This is a genomic window from Mycobacterium sp. E3251, assembly GCF_001666835.1.
GTDB lineage: Bacteria > Actinomycetota > Actinomycetes > Mycobacteriales > Mycobacteriaceae > Mycobacterium.
This window is the reverse complement of the sequence record NZ_LZJF01000140.1, coordinates 12,565-29,931: the sequence shown is the minus strand read 5'-3', so window position 1 is coordinate 29,931 and position 17,367 is coordinate 12,565. Positions and strand designations below refer to the sequence as shown.

Annotated in this window: 14 protein-coding genes; 7 read left to right on the top strand and 7 right to left on the bottom strand. The window is 68.2% G+C overall.

Going from position 1 to position 17,367, the window contains the following annotated elements; translation table 11 throughout:
- Positions 1–106: 106 nt before the first annotated feature.
- Positions 107–1,474 (bottom strand): FAD-binding oxidoreductase, encoded by a 1,368-nt coding sequence (locus tag A5697_RS16710; RefSeq protein ID WP_068011431.1) that lies wholly within the window; start codon positions 1,472–1,474, stop codon positions 107–109.
- A 65-nt stretch (positions 1,475–1,539) separates the two neighbouring features.
- On the opposite strand from A5697_RS16710, the gene A5697_RS28105 reads away from it, so the two are divergent.
- Positions 1,540–2,136 (top strand): SHOCT domain-containing protein, encoded by a 597-nt coding sequence (locus A5697_RS28105; protein ID WP_068011430.1) that lies wholly within the window; start codon positions 1,540–1,542, stop codon positions 2,134–2,136.
- Between the two features lie 4 nt (positions 2,137–2,140).
- Here the strand turns inward: A5697_RS28105 and A5697_RS16700 are convergent, their stop codons facing one another.
- On the bottom strand, positions 2,141–3,388 hold the full coding sequence (locus A5697_RS16700; RefSeq protein ID WP_068011429.1) for an MFS transporter: 1,248 nt from the start codon (positions 3,386–3,388) through the stop codon (positions 2,141–2,143).
- A gap of 84 nt (positions 3,389–3,472) precedes the next feature.
- Here A5697_RS16700 and A5697_RS16695 point away from each other — a divergent pair, with 84 nt between their 5' ends.
- The 3 genes from A5697_RS16695 to A5697_RS16685 are packed head-to-tail and all read left to right on the top strand — an operon-like array spanning position 3,473 to position 6,488.
- Positions 3,473–4,300 (top strand): uracil-DNA glycosylase, encoded by an 828-nt coding sequence (locus A5697_RS16695; protein ID WP_067949421.1) that lies wholly within the window; start codon positions 3,473–3,475, stop codon positions 4,298–4,300.
- Positions 4,297–5,415 (top strand): FAD-binding protein, encoded by a 1,119-nt coding sequence (locus A5697_RS16690; protein ID WP_068011428.1) that lies wholly within the window; start codon positions 4,297–4,299, stop codon positions 5,413–5,415. The genes A5697_RS16695 and A5697_RS16690 overlap by 4 nt, the downstream gene beginning before the upstream one ends.
- Positions 5,416–5,456: 41 nt before the next feature.
- Positions 5,457–6,488, top strand: coding sequence for an LLM class flavin-dependent oxidoreductase (locus tag A5697_RS16685; protein WP_068011427.1), 1,032 nt, complete (start codon positions 5,457–5,459; stop codon positions 6,486–6,488).
- A 26-nt stretch (positions 6,489–6,514) separates the two neighbouring features.
- Here A5697_RS16685 and A5697_RS16680 read toward each other — a convergent pair whose 3' ends face one another.
- The 3 genes from A5697_RS16680 to A5697_RS16670 all read right to left on the bottom strand — a co-directional run bounded on the left by A5697_RS16680 (position 6,515) and on the right by A5697_RS16670 (position 11,385).
- Positions 6,515–10,408: a bifunctional diguanylate cyclase/phosphodiesterase gene (locus tag A5697_RS16680; RefSeq protein ID WP_082953440.1), complete on the bottom strand. Its 3,894-nt coding sequence runs from the start codon at positions 10,406–10,408 to the stop codon at positions 6,515–6,517.
- 91 nt (positions 10,409–10,499) lie between these two features.
- Positions 10,500–10,946: a nitroreductase family deazaflavin-dependent oxidoreductase gene (locus tag A5697_RS16675; RefSeq protein WP_067949385.1), complete on the bottom strand. Its 447-nt coding sequence runs from the start codon at positions 10,944–10,946 to the stop codon at positions 10,500–10,502.
- A 10-nt stretch (positions 10,947–10,956) separates the two neighbouring features.
- Positions 10,957–11,385 (bottom strand): HIT family protein, encoded by a 429-nt coding sequence (locus tag A5697_RS16670; protein WP_067949382.1) that lies wholly within the window; start codon positions 11,383–11,385, stop codon positions 10,957–10,959.
- Positions 11,386–11,432: 47 nt separating this feature from the next.
- On the opposite strand from A5697_RS16670, the gene A5697_RS16665 reads away from it, so the two are divergent.
- On the top strand, positions 11,433–12,824 hold the full coding sequence (locus tag A5697_RS16665) for an amidase (protein WP_082953439.1): 1,392 nt from the start codon (positions 11,433–11,435) through the stop codon (positions 12,822–12,824).
- On the opposite strand, the gene A5697_RS16660 is transcribed toward A5697_RS16665, so the two are convergent.
- Positions 12,819–13,316, bottom strand: a complete 498-nt coding sequence (locus tag A5697_RS16660) for a DNA-deoxyinosine glycosylase (protein ID WP_067949378.1) — start codon at positions 13,314–13,316, stop codon at positions 12,819–12,821. The two genes, A5697_RS16665 and A5697_RS16660, sit on opposite strands and share 6 nt — an antisense overlap.
- Before the next feature lie 140 nt (positions 13,317–13,456).
- On the opposite strand from A5697_RS16660, the gene A5697_RS16655 reads away from it, so the two are divergent.
- Both A5697_RS16655 and A5697_RS16650 read left to right on the top strand, forming a co-directional pair.
- Positions 13,457–14,584 (top strand): adenylate/guanylate cyclase domain-containing protein, encoded by a 1,128-nt coding sequence (locus tag A5697_RS16655; protein WP_068011426.1) that lies wholly within the window; start codon positions 13,457–13,459, stop codon positions 14,582–14,584.
- A gap of 278 nt (positions 14,585–14,862) precedes the next feature.
- Positions 14,863–15,444: a hypothetical protein gene (locus A5697_RS16650; RefSeq protein WP_067949374.1), complete on the top strand. Its 582-nt coding sequence runs from the start codon at positions 14,863–14,865 to the stop codon at positions 15,442–15,444.
- Positions 15,445–15,480: 36 nt separating this feature from the next.
- Here the strand turns inward: A5697_RS16650 and A5697_RS16645 are convergent, their stop codons facing one another.
- Positions 15,481–17,259 carry a serine/threonine-protein kinase gene (locus tag A5697_RS16645; protein ID WP_068011425.1) on the bottom strand — a complete coding sequence of 593 codons (1,779 nt, stop codon included), beginning with the start codon at positions 17,257–17,259 and terminating at the stop codon, positions 15,481–15,483.
- Positions 17,260–17,367: the final 108 nt, after the last annotated feature.

Here is a 17,367-nt window from a genome sequence, read left to right as displayed (position 1 = left end):
CGACACACAGGCCAGAATGTCAATGCGGTCGTGGCCGAGTGTGCGGCCAGCCGCACGCTGAACACCGCGTGTGCGGCCAGCCGCACACTCGAGTAGAAGCAAAGCCCTAGATCCCCGCGCCCGGGTTGAGGATGCCCTGCGGGTCCAGGGCCTGCTTGATCCGCCGGTTCAGGTCCATCACCTCGGGCCCGAGATAGCCGGCCAGCCACGGGCGCTTCAACCGGCCGACGCCGTGCTCGCCGGTGATCGTCCCGCCGAGCCCCACGGCCAGGTCCATGATCTCGCCGAAGGCGAGGTGAGCCCGCTCGGTCATCGCGGCGTCCGCGGGGTCGTACACGATCAACGGGTGGGTGTTGCCGTCACCGGCGTGGGCGATCACCGAGATGGTCAGGTCACGCTCGGCGGCGATGCGGGCGATGCCGGTGACCAGTCTGCCCAGCGCCGGGAGCGGGACGCCGACGTCCTCGAGCAGTAGCGATCCCTTCGCCTCGACCGCGGGGATGCAGAACCGGCGGGCGGCGACGAACGCTTCGCCCTCGTCGGGGTCGTCGGTCGAAAACACTTCCGTCGCACCGTTTTCGGCGAACACCGCGGCTATTACCTCGGCGTCCTCACTGCCCGCCCCGCCGCGCTCGTCGGACCCGGCCACCAGCATCGCGGCCGCGCCCCGGTCCAAATCCATGCGCAAGGTGTCCTCGACGGCGTTGATGGCCACCGAGTCCATGAACTCCAGCATCGACGGGCGCAACCGCGCGGTGACCCCGAGCACCGCATCGACCGCCGCCTCGACCGTGGCGAAGGCGGCCACCACGATGCTGGACGCGTTCTGCTTGGGCACCAGTCGCAGTGTGACCTCGGTGACGACGCCCAGGGTGCCTTCGCTGCCGACGAAAAGCTTCGTCAGCGACAGCCCGGCGACGTCCTTGAGTCGGGGGCCGCCGAGCCGGACCGCCGTGCCGTCGGCCAGCACCACCTGCATGCCCAGCACGTAGTCGGTGGTGACGCCGTATTTGACGCAACACAGGCCGCCGGCGTTGGTGGCGATGTTGCCGCCGATGCTGCAGATCTCGAACGACGACGGATCCGGGGGATACCACAGGCCGTGCTCGGCGGCGGCCTTCTTGACCTCGGCGTTGAACAGCCCGGGTTGGCACACCGCGGTGCGGGTGACCGGGTCGACCGTGATGTCGCGCATCTTCTCCGTCGACAGGACGATCCCGTTGTCCAGCGCCGTCGCCCCGCCGGACAGGCCGCTGCCGGCGCCCCGGGTCACTACCGGCACCCGGTGGGCGCTGGCCCAGCGCAACACGGTCTGCACGTGTTCGGTGCACCGCGGCCGGACCACGGCCAACGGTTTGCCGGCCGACGGGTCCAAGGCGCGGTCCTGGCGGTAACCCTCGGTCACGGTCGGGTCGGTGACGACCATGCCGTCGGGCAGGCCGGCGATGAGCTCGGCCAGGACATCAGCGGTCACGGACCGATCCTACGGGCCCTTCGGCGCTGTACAGTTGAGCGATTCTGGCGAAAGGTGGGTCAGAGATGTTCGGACGGCGAGATCTCAGCAAAGTCGGTATCCGCGCGTTTGCGGACGTCCTCGCCGCCGAGCAGTCGGCGATCGCCGTCACGATCGGCAACCCGAACCTGGTCAACAACACCGAAGTTCGCTGGAAGCTGCTGCTGCGGGTCACGCCGGACACCGAACCGCCGTTCGAGGCCAGCCTCACCGCGCTGCTACCTCAACTCAGCCCACCGCGTCCGGGCATGAGGGTGCCGGTGCTCTACGACCCCAAGGACCACAGCCGCGTCCAACTGGACCATCAGCCGGCCGAGACGGCCGATGTGGCAATCGACGCCGTGACCTCGGCTCGTCCCGACCTCGCGGGCGCTCAGGTCATGGGTATGCCGATGGCCGACGTCATCCGCCAGGCCATTGCCGATCCGAGCGCATTCCGGGACGAGATGATGCGGCGCGGAGCCGAGATGCAGCAGCAGGCGCTCAACGCCATGCAGGCGGCGCAGGCGCAACCGGGTGCGGACCCGGTCGAGCGGCTCGAGAGGCTGGCCGCGCTGAAAGACCGGGGGCTGCTCACCGATGAGGAATTCGAGCAGCAAAAGCGCAAGATCCTCGCCGGCTGACGTATCACAGCGGCGTTTGCGCCTCGGACTCCGGCGCCCGGTCCAACTCCCGCAGCGACGGCAGCCGCAGGGCCGACAACCCGATCAGCAGAATCGGCACCGCCAGCGCCAGGAAGGTGAGCTTCAACCCGGCGGTGTCGGCGAGCGGACCGGCCACCAGCAGGCCCAGCGGCCCCGCGGCATAGGTCAGCCCCGCCATCACGCCGACCACCCTGCCGCGCAGATGGTGCGGCGCCCGGGTCTGCATGACGTAGTTGTAGATGGGCTGGATCGGCCCATAGACCAGGCCGGTCACCGCGCAGAGCAGCAGAATCACCGGCAGCGGCGGCAGAAATGCGATGCCCGCTGTCGCCGCGCCGAAGGTCAGGGTGGCCGTCAGCACGGCCGTACACCGCCGGGTGTATTTCGAGAGCGCCGCATAACCCAGCGCGCCCGCCACACCGCCGACCGCGAGCGCCATCAGCGCCCAACCCAGCTCCGCGGGCTGGTGCTGTTCGGCGAAATACTTTGGGAACAGCACACTTTCCATCGGCAGGTACAACGCGGTGACGGCCAGGTCGATCAGGCCGAGCGTCCGGAGCACCCGCATACCCCAGACGAACCGCAGGCCTTCGACGATGCCGGAGACCAACCCGTCGGGCCGGGTCGCGTGGTGCGGCTTGCCGGTACCGTCGAGCCGCAGCGCACCAATAGCCAACAGCGACAAGCCGAAACAACCCGCCGTGACCCACATGGTGTTGACGCCGCCGACCGCTGCGATCATCAGGCCGCCGATGCCGGGGCCCACCATGAAACCGAGGTTGAGGATCGCCTCGTAGAGGCTGTTGGTGCGATCCAGCGACCAGCCCGCGCGGGCGGCGGCCTCGGGCAGCATCGACTGGCGCGCGGTAATCCCGGCCGGGTCGAAGGCGGCCGCGCAGAAGGCGACCCCGGCCAGCTCGGCGACGTTGAGCGCCTCGGCGCCGAACAGCCAGGCGGTCACGGGGACGGCGCTCACCGCCACGCCGGAGAGCGAATCGGAAACGAGCGAGATCCGGCGGCGCCCGAAAAAGTCGACCGCGGTGCCGGCGACCAGGGTGGACAGCACCAGTGGCAGCGTCATGGCCGCGGCCACGATCGACGCGTCGCGCGCGCGATCATGATGCTGCAAGGCCAGCCACGGAAACGCGATCACCGAGATGCCGGTACCGGCCGTCGCCATCAGCGTGGCGGACAGGATCAGAAACGCCGGGCCGCGGCTCGTATGGCTCATGAGATGTCCCGGGGAGAACTTAGCCGCCGATTTGCGGCGCGACCATTGAATATTCGGGGCGTTCGGCCGCCGCCTACCGGTTCACTGCAGGATGTTCATGTGCTCGTCCACCCTCGTACCGGCCAGGCGTTCGATTCTCCAGTGGTTCCCGGCACCGGATGGCCGGGTGATCCGGCGACCCCGCAGACCACCGTGGCCGCCGATGCCGCACAGGTCGCCGCGCTCGCTCCGCACGCCGCGTCGATCCCCGAGCTCGACGCCCTGATCAGCGTCTGCCGCGCCTGCCCGCGGCTGGTGGAATGGCGCGAAGACGTGGCCGTCCTCAAGCGCCGCGCCTTTGCCGACCAGCCGTATTGGGGCCGGCCCGTTCCGGGCTGGGGGTCGGAGCGACCGCGGCTGTTGATCGTCGGGTTGGCGCCCGCCGCGCACGGGGCCAACCGGACAGGACGCATGTTCACCGGCGACCGGTCCGGCGATCAGCTTTACGCGGCGTTGCACCGGGCCGGGCTGGTGAACCAACCGACCAGCGTGGATGCCGCGGATGGATTGCGGGCCAACGGGGTTCGCATCGCGGCGCCGGTGCGGTGCGCGCCTCCGGCCAATGCGCCGACGCCGGCGGAGCGCGACACCTGCTGGCCCTGGCTGGAGGCCGAATGGCGGCTGGTGTCCGATCATGTGCGCACGATCGTGGCGTTGGGCGGCTTCGCCTGGCAAATCGCGCTGCGCCTGCCGGGCGCGTCCGCCATGCGCAAACCGCGGTTCGGCCACGGTGTGGTAGCGCAATTCGCCCCTGGTGTGCGGTTACTCGGTTGCTACCACCCAAGCCAGCAAAACATGTTTACCGGTAGGTTGACACCAGCAATGCTCGACGACGTTTTCCGAGACGCGAAAAGGCTGGCAGGGATCAAGTGACTGACGTTCTGATTTCCGGCGCGAGCGTGGCCGGTGCAACGGCGGCTTATTGGCTTGGACGGCACGGCTATTCGGTCACCGTGGTGGAGCGGCACTCCGGGCCGCGGCCGGGCGGTCAGGCGATCGACGTGCGCGGGCCGGCGCTGGGAGTGCTGGAACGCATGGGGCTGCTGGCTGCCGCCCAAAAACGGAAGACGCAAATTCGCGGCGCTTCCGTCGTCGACCGCGACGGCAACGAGCTCTCCCGAGACACGGAGTCCACGCCCACCGGCGGGCCCATCGACAGTCCCGATATCGAGCTCTTGCGTGACGACCTCGTCGAATTGTTGTACGGCGCAAGCCAATGGACGGCCGAATACATCTTCGATGACACCATCACCGGCTTGGACGACGACGGCGCGGCCGTCAACGTGACCTTCGAACGTGCTCCCGGCCGCAGCTTCGACCTGGTCATCGGGGCGGACGGACTGCACTCGAACGTGCGCCGACTGGTGTTCGGCCCCGAGGAGCAATTCATCGAGCGGCTGGGCACTTACGCGGCGATCTTCACCGTGCCCAATTTCCTCGGTTTGGACTATTGGCAGACCTGGCATTACGGGGATTCGACGATGGCCGGGGTCTACAGCGCCCGCAACAACAGCGAGGCCCGCGCCATGCTGGGTTTCATGGACACCGACCTGCGCATCGACTACCGCGATACCGAGGCGCAGTTCGCCGAGCTGGAGCGGCGGATGGCCGACGACGGGTGGGTGCGTCCGCAACTGCTGGAGTACATGCGCGGCGCACCGGATTTCTACTTCGACGAGATGTCCCAGATCAAGATGGATCGCTGGTCGACGGGCCGGGTGGCGCTGGTGGGCGATGCCGGGTATTGCTGTTCGCCGTTGTCGGGCCAGGGAACCAGCGTCGCTCTCCTGGGCGGCTACATCCTGGCCGGCGAACTCACCGCCGCGGGTGACGATTACGAACTCGGCTTCGCCAACTACCACAAAGAGTTCAGTGACTACGTCAAGCGGAACCAATGGCTGGTCGTCGACAACATCCCGGGTGGGGCACCGATCCCGCAGGAGGTCTTCGACCGCATCGTCAGCTCGATCACGCTCAAGGACTACTGACCGCCGGGAACGTTCGCGGGCCCGAAGGCGTTGACGCGAACGTGCGTCTTTCCGTTCTTGATCTCGTCCCGGTGCGCACCGACCAGACGACCAGCGATGCGCTCGCCGCGACCGTGCAGCTGGCACAGGCCGCGGACCGCCTGGGTTTCACGCGCTACTGGGTCGCCGAGCACCACAACATGCCGTCCGTCGGCGCCACCAGCCCGCCGGTCCTGATCGCCTATCTGGCCGCGCAGACCACGCAGCTGCGGCTGGGGTCCGGCGGTGTGATGCTGCCCAATCACGCGCCGCTGGCGGTGGCCGAGCAGTTCGCCCTGCTGGAAGCCGCCGCGCCGGGCCGCATCGACCTGGGCATCGGCCGCGCGCCCGGTTCCGACCCGGTGACCGCCTACGCGCTGCGCGGCGGCCGCGGCGAAGAAGACATCGAGAACTTTCCGGAGTATCTCGACGACGTGGCGGCGCTGATGAGCGCGCGCGGCGTGGTGGTGCCGCTGCGCTCGGGGGACTATCGCCTCAAGGCGACCCCCGCGGCGGCCGGTGAGCCCCGCCTCTGGCTGCTGGGCTCGTCGATGTACTCGGCACACCTGGCCGCCGCCAAGGGGCTGCCGTACGTCTTCGCGCATCACTTCTCCGGCACCGGAACCGAAGAGGCGCTCGAGCTCTATCGATCCCGATTCAAGCCGAGCGCCTTAACGCCCGAGCCGGTGACGTTTTTGACGGTGAACGCCGCCGTGGCCGAAACACGGGAAGAGGCAACGGCATTGATGATGCCCAACCTGCAGATCATGGCCAAGCTTCGCACCGGAGAGCCCCTCGGCCCGGTGCCCCTGGTCGAGGAAGCCCAAGGCGCCGAGCTGACGCCGCAGCAGCAGCACATCGTTGCGAGCGGGCTGCAACGAGCGGTCCTCGGTACACCCGCCGAGGCCGCCGACCAGTTGCGGGCGCTTGCGCAACGGTTCGACGTCGACGAGGTGATGGTGCATCCGGTCTCCTCGGCGTGCCGCGGCACCGACCCGGCCACCGCGCCGGCACGGGTGCTGACCCTGGAATTGCTGGCCAAGGAGTTGTTCTAACCGTTCAGTCCGTCACAGCCGAACGCTTAAGATTCGACGCCCGCGATCGCGCCCCTGCTCGTGATCCAGCGTTGCAGTTCGTCCGGCGGCAACGGCTCGCTGTGCACGAACCCCTGGGTGATGGTGCAGCCGTAACCTCGCAGCGCACTCAGAGTCTCCTCGTCTTCGACCCCCTCGGCGACGAGGTCGGCGCCCAGGTTCTGCGCCAAGTCCACGGTGGACTGCACGATGGCAACCGACCGCGGGTCGTGGGCCAGCCGCGCCACGAATCGCCTATCGAGTTTCAGCTCGTCGACCGAGACATCCTGCAGGCGCGCCAGCGACGACCATCCGGTGCCGTAATCGTCCAGCGAGATGCGAACGCCGAGCAGCTGCAGGGCGGCGACGGTGTTACGGGAGCGCTCCGAGTCGACGAGCGCGCTCTCGGTGATCTCGACGATCAGCGCGTCGGGCGGTAGGCCGTGGACCCGAAGCAGCCGCTCGATGGTGACGGCGAGGTCGAGGTCGAGCAGGTTCGTCGTGGACAGGTTCACCGCAACGGTCAGCGGAATGCCGTCGTCGCGCCAGGACCGGATCTGCTCGAGCGTGAGGTTGATGGTGCGATTGGCGACCGTGCGCATCAGACCGGCGCGCTCCGCGGCCGGAAGGAATTCCTCCGGCAGCAGCAACCCGCGGGTGGGATGCTGCCAGCGCAGCAGCGCCTCGACGCTGTGAACGCTCCCGTCGCCGGCATTCACCTTGGGCTGGTAGTGCACCGTCAACTGGTCGCCATCGATCACCGCGGCCCGCAGCTCCCCGACGAGGTTGGGGTCGTGGTCCCGGTCGATCTCGAAGGCGGACTCGTACACCGCGATCCTGCTGAGGGCGGACCTGGCGTGCGGGATCGCCGCCTCGGCGCGGTTCAACAGCTCTTGCGGATGGTCGCAATGGTCGGGGTAGAGCGCGATGGCGATGGACGCATCGATCTGCACGCTGATGGCATCGAGTTCGAATGGGATGCTGACGCCTTCGAGCAACCGGCCCGCTTGGGCGCGTGCGGCGACGAGATCCGATCCCTCGCCGAGCAGGATGGCGAATTCCTCGTCGCTCACGCGCGCGAGCAGATCATCGCGGCGAACGCTGTGCGCCAGTCGGTTTGCGATGTGCCACACCAGCTCGTCGCCGAAGTGGCGACCGACGGAGTCGTTGATCTCCCGCAGCTTGTGGAGATTCAGCAGGAGCAGCGCACGATTCGACGACGTCCTGACGGATGACGCGGAAGCCGACAGCTCGGTCAGCGCCGTCGCCAGTGATCGCCGATTGGGCAGGGCGGTCAATTCGTCTGTCATGGCCTGCTGGTGGCTTTCGGCCAGCATGCTGATGTCCCGGAAGGTCACCGAGAATCGGGCGGCGACCGCGACGAGGCTCAGTGCGGCGAGCGTCGACGCGAGCCGCGAATCGTGCCCAAGGATGGCGACGCCCAGCGCTATGACGGTGCAGGTCACCGGAACCGCGTAGGAGGCGAGTCCGCGCCGCGGCGTCGGCGCCGCCGACGACCCACGCGCCCAGCTGGCCATCGCCACCAGCAGCGAGGAAGCCGGCCAGAGCGCGTCTAGGGTGGTGCCGACCCGGTATGAGCCGTCCGACGTTTGAATGAGGTAGGCGGTGTCGGCGACCGCGAAGCCAACCAGCCCGACCACCAGGAAACCCCAGCGAAACTCGCTGCGCCAACCGAGGATTGGCAGCATGCCGACTGCCAGCGCCAGCAGTACCAGATCGCCCCACGGATAGATCAGGCCCACCAGCACGGTCGCGGGCGCTTTTGCGGCGGCGGCATGCATGGGCCCGGCCCGCAGCGCCGCGGCCAGTGCGGCGACGGCCAACGCGCACACCAGGGAATCAACGCGGATGGGCATCGGCACCCGCTTCAGGCGCGATCGCATCAGCAGCAGAATCCCGGCATAGACGAACGGATAGAACGCCAGGTATTCGGGATCGGCAACCGAGGGTGACTTGGCGTTCGGGACCCACACGGCATAGACGACGTCACCGAGCGCCGACAATGCCATGCCGGCCGCGATCAAAGACCACGCAAGGCGATCGGCCTTGAGGCGGTATGCGCGAACGGCGATCAACCCGGCCGCCAGCAGGTTCAACGCCGAGTAGAGGGATTTGGCGAAGAAGACGCTGTGGCCGGCATTCGGGTAGATGACACTGGTCGCGGTGAAGGCGATCACGCCAATCATCAAGAGGCCCAGGGCAATCCGGATCGCCATCGGGGGCCACCGGATGCCGTCGATACCTTCCTGGGGTTGCACCGGTCTCGACGCCCCCACGTCGGCGGCGCGCCTGAGCATCGGTGCGGCACTCGGCTCAGCGACCTCCGCTGCCGCCGGGGCGGGCCCTGCTAGTTGCGCGGTCGAGAACGAGAGGGACAGATCCGGCACGAAGCTGCGAACGCATTGGCCGCCTTCGCGTTTGGCGGTGTACATGGCCAGGTCGGCGTGCCTGAGGAGCTGCTCGACGCTGCAGTCCGGCGAGGCGGTGGCCACCGTGTAACCGACGCTCGGCCGGACCGGTATAGGAACGCCGTCGACGACAATCGGGGCGTTGAACGCCTCGAGAACTCGACTCGCCGCCGCCTGTGATTCCTCGATTGACCCCTCGATTAGCACGGCGAACTCGTCACCACCAAGGCGAGCCGTGACGCACTTGTCATCCAAGGCGGCGGTGAGCCGCCCGGCGACCCGGATCAGCAATTCGTCACCGGCGGGGTGGCCGAGGGCGTCGTTGACGGATTTGAAGTTGTCGAGATCGAGGCACAACACCGCAATGGGCGTAATTTCGCAGCATTGCCGGGCGACGGCCTGCTCGAGCCGATCGAGGAAGTAAGCGCGATTGGCCAGGCCCGTCAGGCTGTCACGGAACGCTTCCCGCGCAACCTCGGACAACAACCTCTGGTTTTCCATCAGCATGACGAACTGCCGGACGAGCACCGCGGCCACCAGGATTCCGAGCGCGATCAGCAGGGGTCCGTGCGCCATCAACCTGACCGCGCGGGTCAGCCCGACTGCGGCGGCCACCAGCAGCGGCAGGTACGGCAGCCATAGCCGGGTGCGCGACCGTATTTCGTCGTCACGCGTCCCCGGCGCGGGCGCCTCATAGACGCTCGACAGCGCGGCGAGCGCGATCATGGCGAGCCCACCCACTCTGCCGAGGTCCACGAGATCGCTGACCTGGTAGCTGCCGATCCCGCTCTTGAACACCATCGTGATGTCGGCGATGCTGATGGTCGTCACGCCCCCGGCCAGCAGATTGCGGCTCGGCGGGTCGCCGCGACGAACCCGGGACAGCATCAGGATCGAGGTCGTCAGCAGGAGAACGTCGTTGAAGACTTCGGCGATCGTCGTCGCCTGCGAACCGCTGTCCTCGCGCAGTTGCTTCTCGAGGACGAAGACCCACGACACCACGAACAGCGACGTCGCCACGATGAGGCCGTCGAGCACCAGTCGCCGCGGGCTCTGCCGCGAGAAGCGCGACAACAGCACCAACGATGCGTAGGCGCCGAACGGCCATAGCAACAGCACGATCTCCGCGGCCGCGGGATGGGTGGCGTGGGCCAGTTTCGGACGCACGTCGTATACGGCCCAGATGACCTCGCCCGCCGCCCAGCCCAGCTGGGCCGTCATCATTGCCAGCCATCCGGCCCGGTGCCGGCCGGCCGCCGACCGGGCGGCGTAGCCCGCACACCCCGCCCCGAACAGCAGGCAGACCGCCAGGGCGATTTCGTCGACGGGCCGGGTTGCGTAGGCGCCCTCCCAGCCGCCGATCGAGGACGCCACCACCAGCGCGGCGGCCACACCGTATGCACCGGCGAAGAGCCAGCAGAGCCGCGGGGGCAGCCTGAATCGCCGCCAGGGGTTTCCCGCCCACGGTCTCATACCCGCTCCAGCCGATCCCGCGCCGTTTGATGAACCATCGAGGCGTTCACCGCGCGCTAGTGGAGAATAAACCTCCGCGTCGGCATCAGGGTCAACGTCGCGTGAGTACCACGACGGGAATCGGCCGCGAGGTCTTCTGCTGGTAGGCCGTGTACCGGTCGCCGTTGTTCTTGTTGACGATCTGCCACAGCCGGGGGTAGTCGGGGTCGTCCGGCAGCACCGCGCGGGCGGTCACCGCCAAACGCTTTGGCCCGACGTTGATTTCCACGTCCGGATGCTTGCGCAGGTTGTGATACCAGCCGGGTGCGCGCGGGTCGCCGCCCTTGGAAGCGACGATCAGGTAGTCGTCGCCGTCGCGGGCATAGGTGAGCGCCGCTGTTCGCGCCTGGCCCGTCTTCGCGCCCACGGTATGGAGTAGCAGGCTGGGTATCAGCAGCATGCGATGACCGATCCAGCCGTTCGTCCGGCGATAAACGGTGTCGTGTACGCGCAGAACCTGAGGCAGCAACCGCTGCTCGACCCAGGACGGAAGTGCCATCCGCCCAGTATTACTGGCTGGCGTCAATGCGGGCCAGGGCCGAGCGCAAGATTTGCGCGGTGGCGTCCCGGTCGGGATCGCGCCGCAGCAGCATGCCCTTGGCGACCGACAACTTGTCGCCGTTGCGCCGGGGCAGCACGTGCAGGTGGATGTGGAACACCGTCTGAAAGGCGGCGCTGCCGTCGTTGATCGCGATGTTGGTCGCGTCGGCCAACTCCGTCGCGCGGGCGGCGCGGGCGATCCGTTGGCCGATGGTGACCATCCCCGCCAGCGTCTCCGGCGGCGTGTCGGTGAGATCCACGCTGTGCCCCTTGGGGATCACCAGGGTGTGGCCGCGGGTGAATGGGCGGATGTCGAGGATCGCCAGGTAGTCGTCGTCTTCATAGATCCGGATGGCGGGGGCCTCCCCGGCGACGATCGCACAGAACACGCAGGACATGTCGCCCACGGTACTGGCCGGTCCGGTGCGGGGGATACGCTGCCGCAGTGGACGCTCGCGACGTGGCCTTTGCCGGCGCGGCCGCTCAGGTGAGAATGCTGGCCGACGGCGAACTGACCGCGCCCGAGCTGCTCGAAATCTATCTGGAACGGATCGCGCGGCTGGACAGCCAGTTGCGCTGCTATCGCGTGGTGCTCGCGGACAGCGCGCGCTACGAGGCCGCCGTCGCGCAGGACCGCCTCGACGCCGGCGAGCGGCTCCCGCTCCTCGGGGTGCCGATCGCGATCAAAGACGATGTCGACGTCGCCGGCGAGGTGACGACCTACGGCAGCGGCGGACATCGCCCCGCCGCGACCTCCGACGCGGAGGTGGTGCGGCGGTTACGCGCCGCGGGCGCCGTCATCCTCGGCAAAACCAATGTGCCCGAGCTGATGATGTTCCCCTACACCGAATCGTTGACGTTCGGTGCGACCCGCAACCCCTGGAATCCCCGGCGCACTCCGGGCGGCAGCAGTGGCGGTAGTGCCGCCGCGGTGGCCGCCGGGCTCGCTCCGCTGGCGCTGGGGTCCGACGGTGGCGGGTCGATTCGCATCCCGGCGATCTGGTGCGGCCTGTTCGGTGTCAAACCTCAACGGGATCGGGTGTCGTTGGAGCCGCACGACGATGCGTGGCACGGGTTGAGTGTCAACGGCCCGCTCGCCCGGTCGGTGCTGGACGCGGCGCTGTTCCTCGATGCGACCTCGACCGTTCCGGGACCCGAGGGGGAGTTCGCGGCCGCGGCGACCCGTCACCCCGGCAAGCTGCGAATTGCCTTGAGCACCAAGTCGCCAACCCCGCTGCCCGTCAGGATCGGCAAGCAACAGCTCACGGCGGTCGAACAGGCCGGCGCGTTGCTGCGCGACCTGGGTCATGACGTGATCACCGCCGACCCCGACTATCCGCCGTCGGCCATCATGACCAATTACCTGCCGCGCTATCTGCGCGGTATCAGTGACGACGCCGATTCACTGGCTCACCCCGAACGCCTCGAAGCGCGCACCCGCAACCTGGCGCGCGCCGGCTCGTTTTTCTCGGATCGCCGGATGACCGCCCTTCGCGACGCGGAGCCGGCGGCAGCCGCCCGGATCCAGGCGATCTTCGACGACGTCGATGTCGTCGTCACGCCCGGCAACGCGACGGGCCCCTCCCGCATCGGCGCCTACCAGCGCCGCGGTGCGGTGTGGACGCTGCTGGCGGTGGCGCAGCGGGTGCCCTACCAGCAGGTCTGGAACTTGACCGGACAGCCCGCCGCGGCCGTGCCGTGGGACTTCGACGGTGACGGCCTGCCGATCGCCGTGCAGCTGGTGGGCCGGCCGTACGACGAAGCGACGCTGTTGTCGCTGGCCGCGCAAATCGAATCCGCCAGGCCGTGGGCACACCGGCAACCGCCGGTGTCATAGCTCCGCTGAGATCTCGCGCCACGCGGCCAGCTTGGCGTCCGGCCGGACGGCGTGGGCCGGGCTCGTCGACGGCAGCCGCCGGTACTCGACCCGCTCGTCGACCTCGGCGAGCCTGCGATACAGCTCCGCGGCCTTGGCGCCGTTGAAGTAAACCCGCGCGATCGTCGGGTACCGCGCGAACAGTTCACCGAAGTCGTTGACCACCAAGCTTTTCGGCTCGATTGCCGCATCCGCGCTGCCGGCGCGACGGCATGTGCGCAACGCGTCCCAGAGGGCCACACCCGCCGATTGCAGCGCGGCCAGCCGTGTTTCGTACGGCGCGGCCGCGTCGAACCCGAACAGCTCGCCCATGATCGGCCAGAACGCATTGCGTGGATTGCCGTAGTACTGACCGAGCGCCAGCGATTGCGCACTCGGAAACGACCCCAGGATCAGCACAATCGCGTGCTCATCGACGATCGGCGGGAACCCCCGCAGCAGTGGCGTACTCATCGCTTCCCATCATGGCTCGCGATCGGCGGCGTCCCCTAGCGCCGACCCGCTTCGCCCGGCTTTGCCGAGCTCGCGATCGGCGGCGTCCCCTAGCGCCGACCCGCTTCGCCCGGCTTTGCCGAGCTCGCGATCGGCGCGCGTTGTACGTTGGCGAAGTGGACGAGGACCTGCTCGACGGACTCGAGGGCAGCGCACGCGCCGAACGGGCGGAATTGGTGGAGTGGCTACTCGAGCAGGGCATCACCCCCGAGGAGATCAGGACGACCAACCCGCCACTGCTGCTGGCGACCCGCCACCTCATCGGAGACGACGGCACCTATGTGTCGACCCGAGAGATCAGCCAGGCGCACGGCATCGACCTTGGGCTGTTGCAACAGGTGCAGCGCGCGATCGGTCTCGCCAGAGTCGACGACCCCGATGCCGTCATCCACATGCGCGCCGACGGTGAGGCCGCCGCCTACGCCCAGCGTTTCGTCGAGTTGGGCCTGGATCCCGAGCAAGTGGTGCTGGTCGTCCGGGTGCTCACCGAAGGCCTGTCACGCGCCGCCGAGGTCATGCGCTACACCGCGCTCTCGGCGATCATGCGGCCCGGGGCCACCGAGCTGGAAATCGCCAAGGCGTCAAAGGCATTGGTCAGCAAAATCGCGCCCGAACTCGGTCCGATGCTTCAGCACATGATGTTCATGCAGCTGCGCCACATGATGGAGACCGAGGCGGTCAACGCCGCCGAGCGCGCCGCCGGCCAGCCGCTGCCGGGAGCGCGTCAGATCACGGTGGCCTTCGCCGACCTCGTCGGCTTCACCCGGATCGGCGAAGCGGTATCGGCGGAGGAGCTGGGTCACCTGGCCAACCGGCTGGCGGTCCTCGCCCGAGACATCACCGTCCCGCCCGTCCGGTTCATCAAGACGATCGGCGACGCCGTCATGTTCGTCTGCCCCGACCCGCTGCCGATGCTCGACGTCGTGGTGAAGCTCGTGGACACCATCGACACCGACGCCGACTTCCCGCGGCTGCGAGCGGGCGTGGCCTCTGGCATGGCGGTGAGCCGGGCCGGCGACTGGTTCGGCAGCCCGGTCAACGTCGCGAGCCGGGTCACCAGTGTGGCGCGCCCGGGCACGGTGCTGGCGGCTGACTCGGTCTGGGAGGCGATCGGCGAGACCGGAATATTCGACGGGTCGTTCGCCGGCGCCCGCCGCCTCAAGGGCATCAAGAACGAGGTCAAGCTCTTCCGGATCCGCCGCGGAGACGGGTCTGGCGGCGGCGACTGACTGGGAGACCTGCGGACATGGGCAGGCCCGGACGACTCTAGGGGGCGTTGGGCTCCGTCATGCGCGGGTCCTACGCGGCCGGTTTTCTACCCTGACATCCGGCGCTTGGGAATTGGTCGTTTCCGGGCCTGCTTCGCTACCAAAAATACAACTTTGAACAGCCCATATCAACGGGTTCTCCGCACTTGACGCCCATTCGCGCGCGGCCCGCCGCCGCGCCGCGTTCGCCGGCGGTGAACGCCATTCCATTACGGGTGTAACGGTGTAATCATGTAATTATGAAATCTCACCACACGCACGGCCGGCGCTACGGCCGCCCCGGCGGCTGGCAGCAGGCTCAGCAACCCGACGCGAGCGACGCCGCCGAATGGTTCGCCGGGCGCCTGCCCGAAAGCTGGTTCGACGGCGACCCGACGGTCATCGTCGACCGCGAAGAAATCACGGTCATCGGAAGACTGCCGGAACCGCAGGGCTCGGAGAAAGAGACCGAGGCCCGCGCGGAAGGACGTGCATCGCGGTTCCGCGAGGAAACCCGTTCGGAGCGAATGCGCATCGCCGACGAGGCACAGGATCGCTACGGCCGCAAGGTCTCCTGGGGCGTCGAGGTCGGCTCCAGCACCGGCGCGGAGCGAATCCTCTTCACTCACATCGCAGTACCTGTGATGACGCGCTTGAAGCAGCCGGAACGGCAGGTGCTCGACACATTGGTCGACGCCGGTGTCGCCCGGTCCCGCGCGGACGCGCTCGCGTGGTCGGTCAAGCTCGTCGGCGAACATGCCGAGGAATGGTTGGCCAAGTTGCGTAGCGCCATGTCGGCGGTCGACGACCTGCGCGCCGAGGGCCCCGACCTTCAGTCGTAATTCGAAGCCGCAGTGCGGCAACGAATTTGGATCCACTCAGCCACCGTAATTGGTCCACCAGGTGTGCAGGTCCTCGATGGCCGGGGGATCCCCGTAGACGTCACAGAGCATGAGCTTCGCCTCGTTGGTCCATATCACGTTGGGGTGGTTCTTATAGGTGCCGCACGCGATCATGCCCGCGGTCACCGACGGCGTGCTGTCGTGATGCCAGCCGTCCGGCGATGCCCCGGCTCCGGGGCAATTCATCAGCTGCACGGCGGCCACGTCGTCGTCGAACGCCTTCTTGAGCAGGTCCGCATTCGCGAACAGGCCGTAGACCCCGCGGGACGGGCCGCCCTGATTGGTGTTCTGGTCGCAGTCGACCATGGCCAGCGCGTTCACCCAGATGCTGTTGGACTTCGGGGTCGCGGGCGTGCAGCTGCCACTGGGATACCCGGCAGGCAGCATGCCCAGCAGCTTGCTCTGCGGGTTGGCGGGCCGGGTGGTTGTCGTGGTGGGGACGGTCCTGGTGGTGGTGGTCGTCGTCGACGTGCGGTTGGCCTGCGGGTTGCCGTCGTCGCCTCCCATGAAAATTGCGATGCCCACGGCGGCCAGGACGACGACGATCACCAGCGCGGCGACGGCCGCGACGATGGGCCAGGGGTTGCGTCGCCTCGGTGGGGGCTGGTTCCAGGCGGGCGGGCCGCCGAACTGTTGTGGGGCGCTGCCCCAATTGGCGTTGGCGGCTTGGTAATAGGGGGGCGTGACCGGGGGCTGGGCGGCGGCCGGGATGGGCCCGCTGTCGGGCCGCCAGGGCGGAGCGCCCTGCGCGGGAACAGGAGTCGAGCCGGGCGGCAAATGGGGCGTCGGTGAGTTCTGGCCCGGCGCCGGTGGCGGGGTGTTGGCCGCCGGGTGCGGCGGCGGGGGAGGCGCCATGACGGTGCCCGGCAGGGTGGCTTCTTGGCTGCGGCGCAAGATCGTGTCGGCGTGGTCTTGGTCGGGGTCGCTGAGTGCTTCGTGGGCGGCCAGGGCCAGGTCGCCGGCGCTGGCGTAGCGGTCCTCGGGCTTCTTGGCCATCCCCCGGGTGATGACCGCGTCGAAACCCTTGGGGATGCCCGGGCGCAGCCCGGTGGGCTGGGGGATGGGGTTCATCGTGTGGGCGGTTACCAGTGCGCCCGCGCTGCTGGACGTGTATGGCGGTGAGCCGGTGAGGCATTCGTAGAGCACGCACGCCAGGGCGTAGATGTCCGCGCGGTAGGTGACTTCGGCGTTGGAAAACCGTTCGGGCGCCATGTATTTCCAGGTGCCGACCGCGGTGCCCAACTGGGTGAGCTTCTCATCGGTGGTGGCGCTGGCGATGCCGAAGTCGACCAGATAGGCGAAGTCGTCGCGGGTGACCAGGATGTTCTGCGGTTTGACGTCGCGGTGCATCACCCCGGCGGCGTGGGCGGCATCGAGCGCCGAGGCGATCTGGGTGATGATGGCCACCGCGCGTGGCGGGGCCAGCGGGCCAAAGCGTTTGAGCACACTGTCTAAGTCGGTGCCCTCGATCAGGCGCATCTCCAAAAACATCTGGCCATCGATTTCGCCGTAGTCGTGGATGGGCACCACATGCGGCTCCTGCAAACGACCGGCGGTGCGAGCTTCGCGTTTCATCCGCTCCCGGAACACCGGGTCCTTGCTGAAGGTCTCCGAGAGCAGCTTGACCGCCACCGTCCACTCCTTGACGGTGTGCTCGGCCTCGTAGACCTCCCCCATTCCACCCCGGCCCAGCAGCCGCTTTAGGTGATAAGGCCCAAACTCCGTCCCCGCCCGCGAGGCCTGCTCGTCACTCATCGCCGATCCTTCACACCCAGCCACCACACCATCGAGACCCAACAATTGCCGGGCATACGGGTCAGCCGCAACCCCCTGACCCAGCAACCATGACCGTAAGCCCCCGCC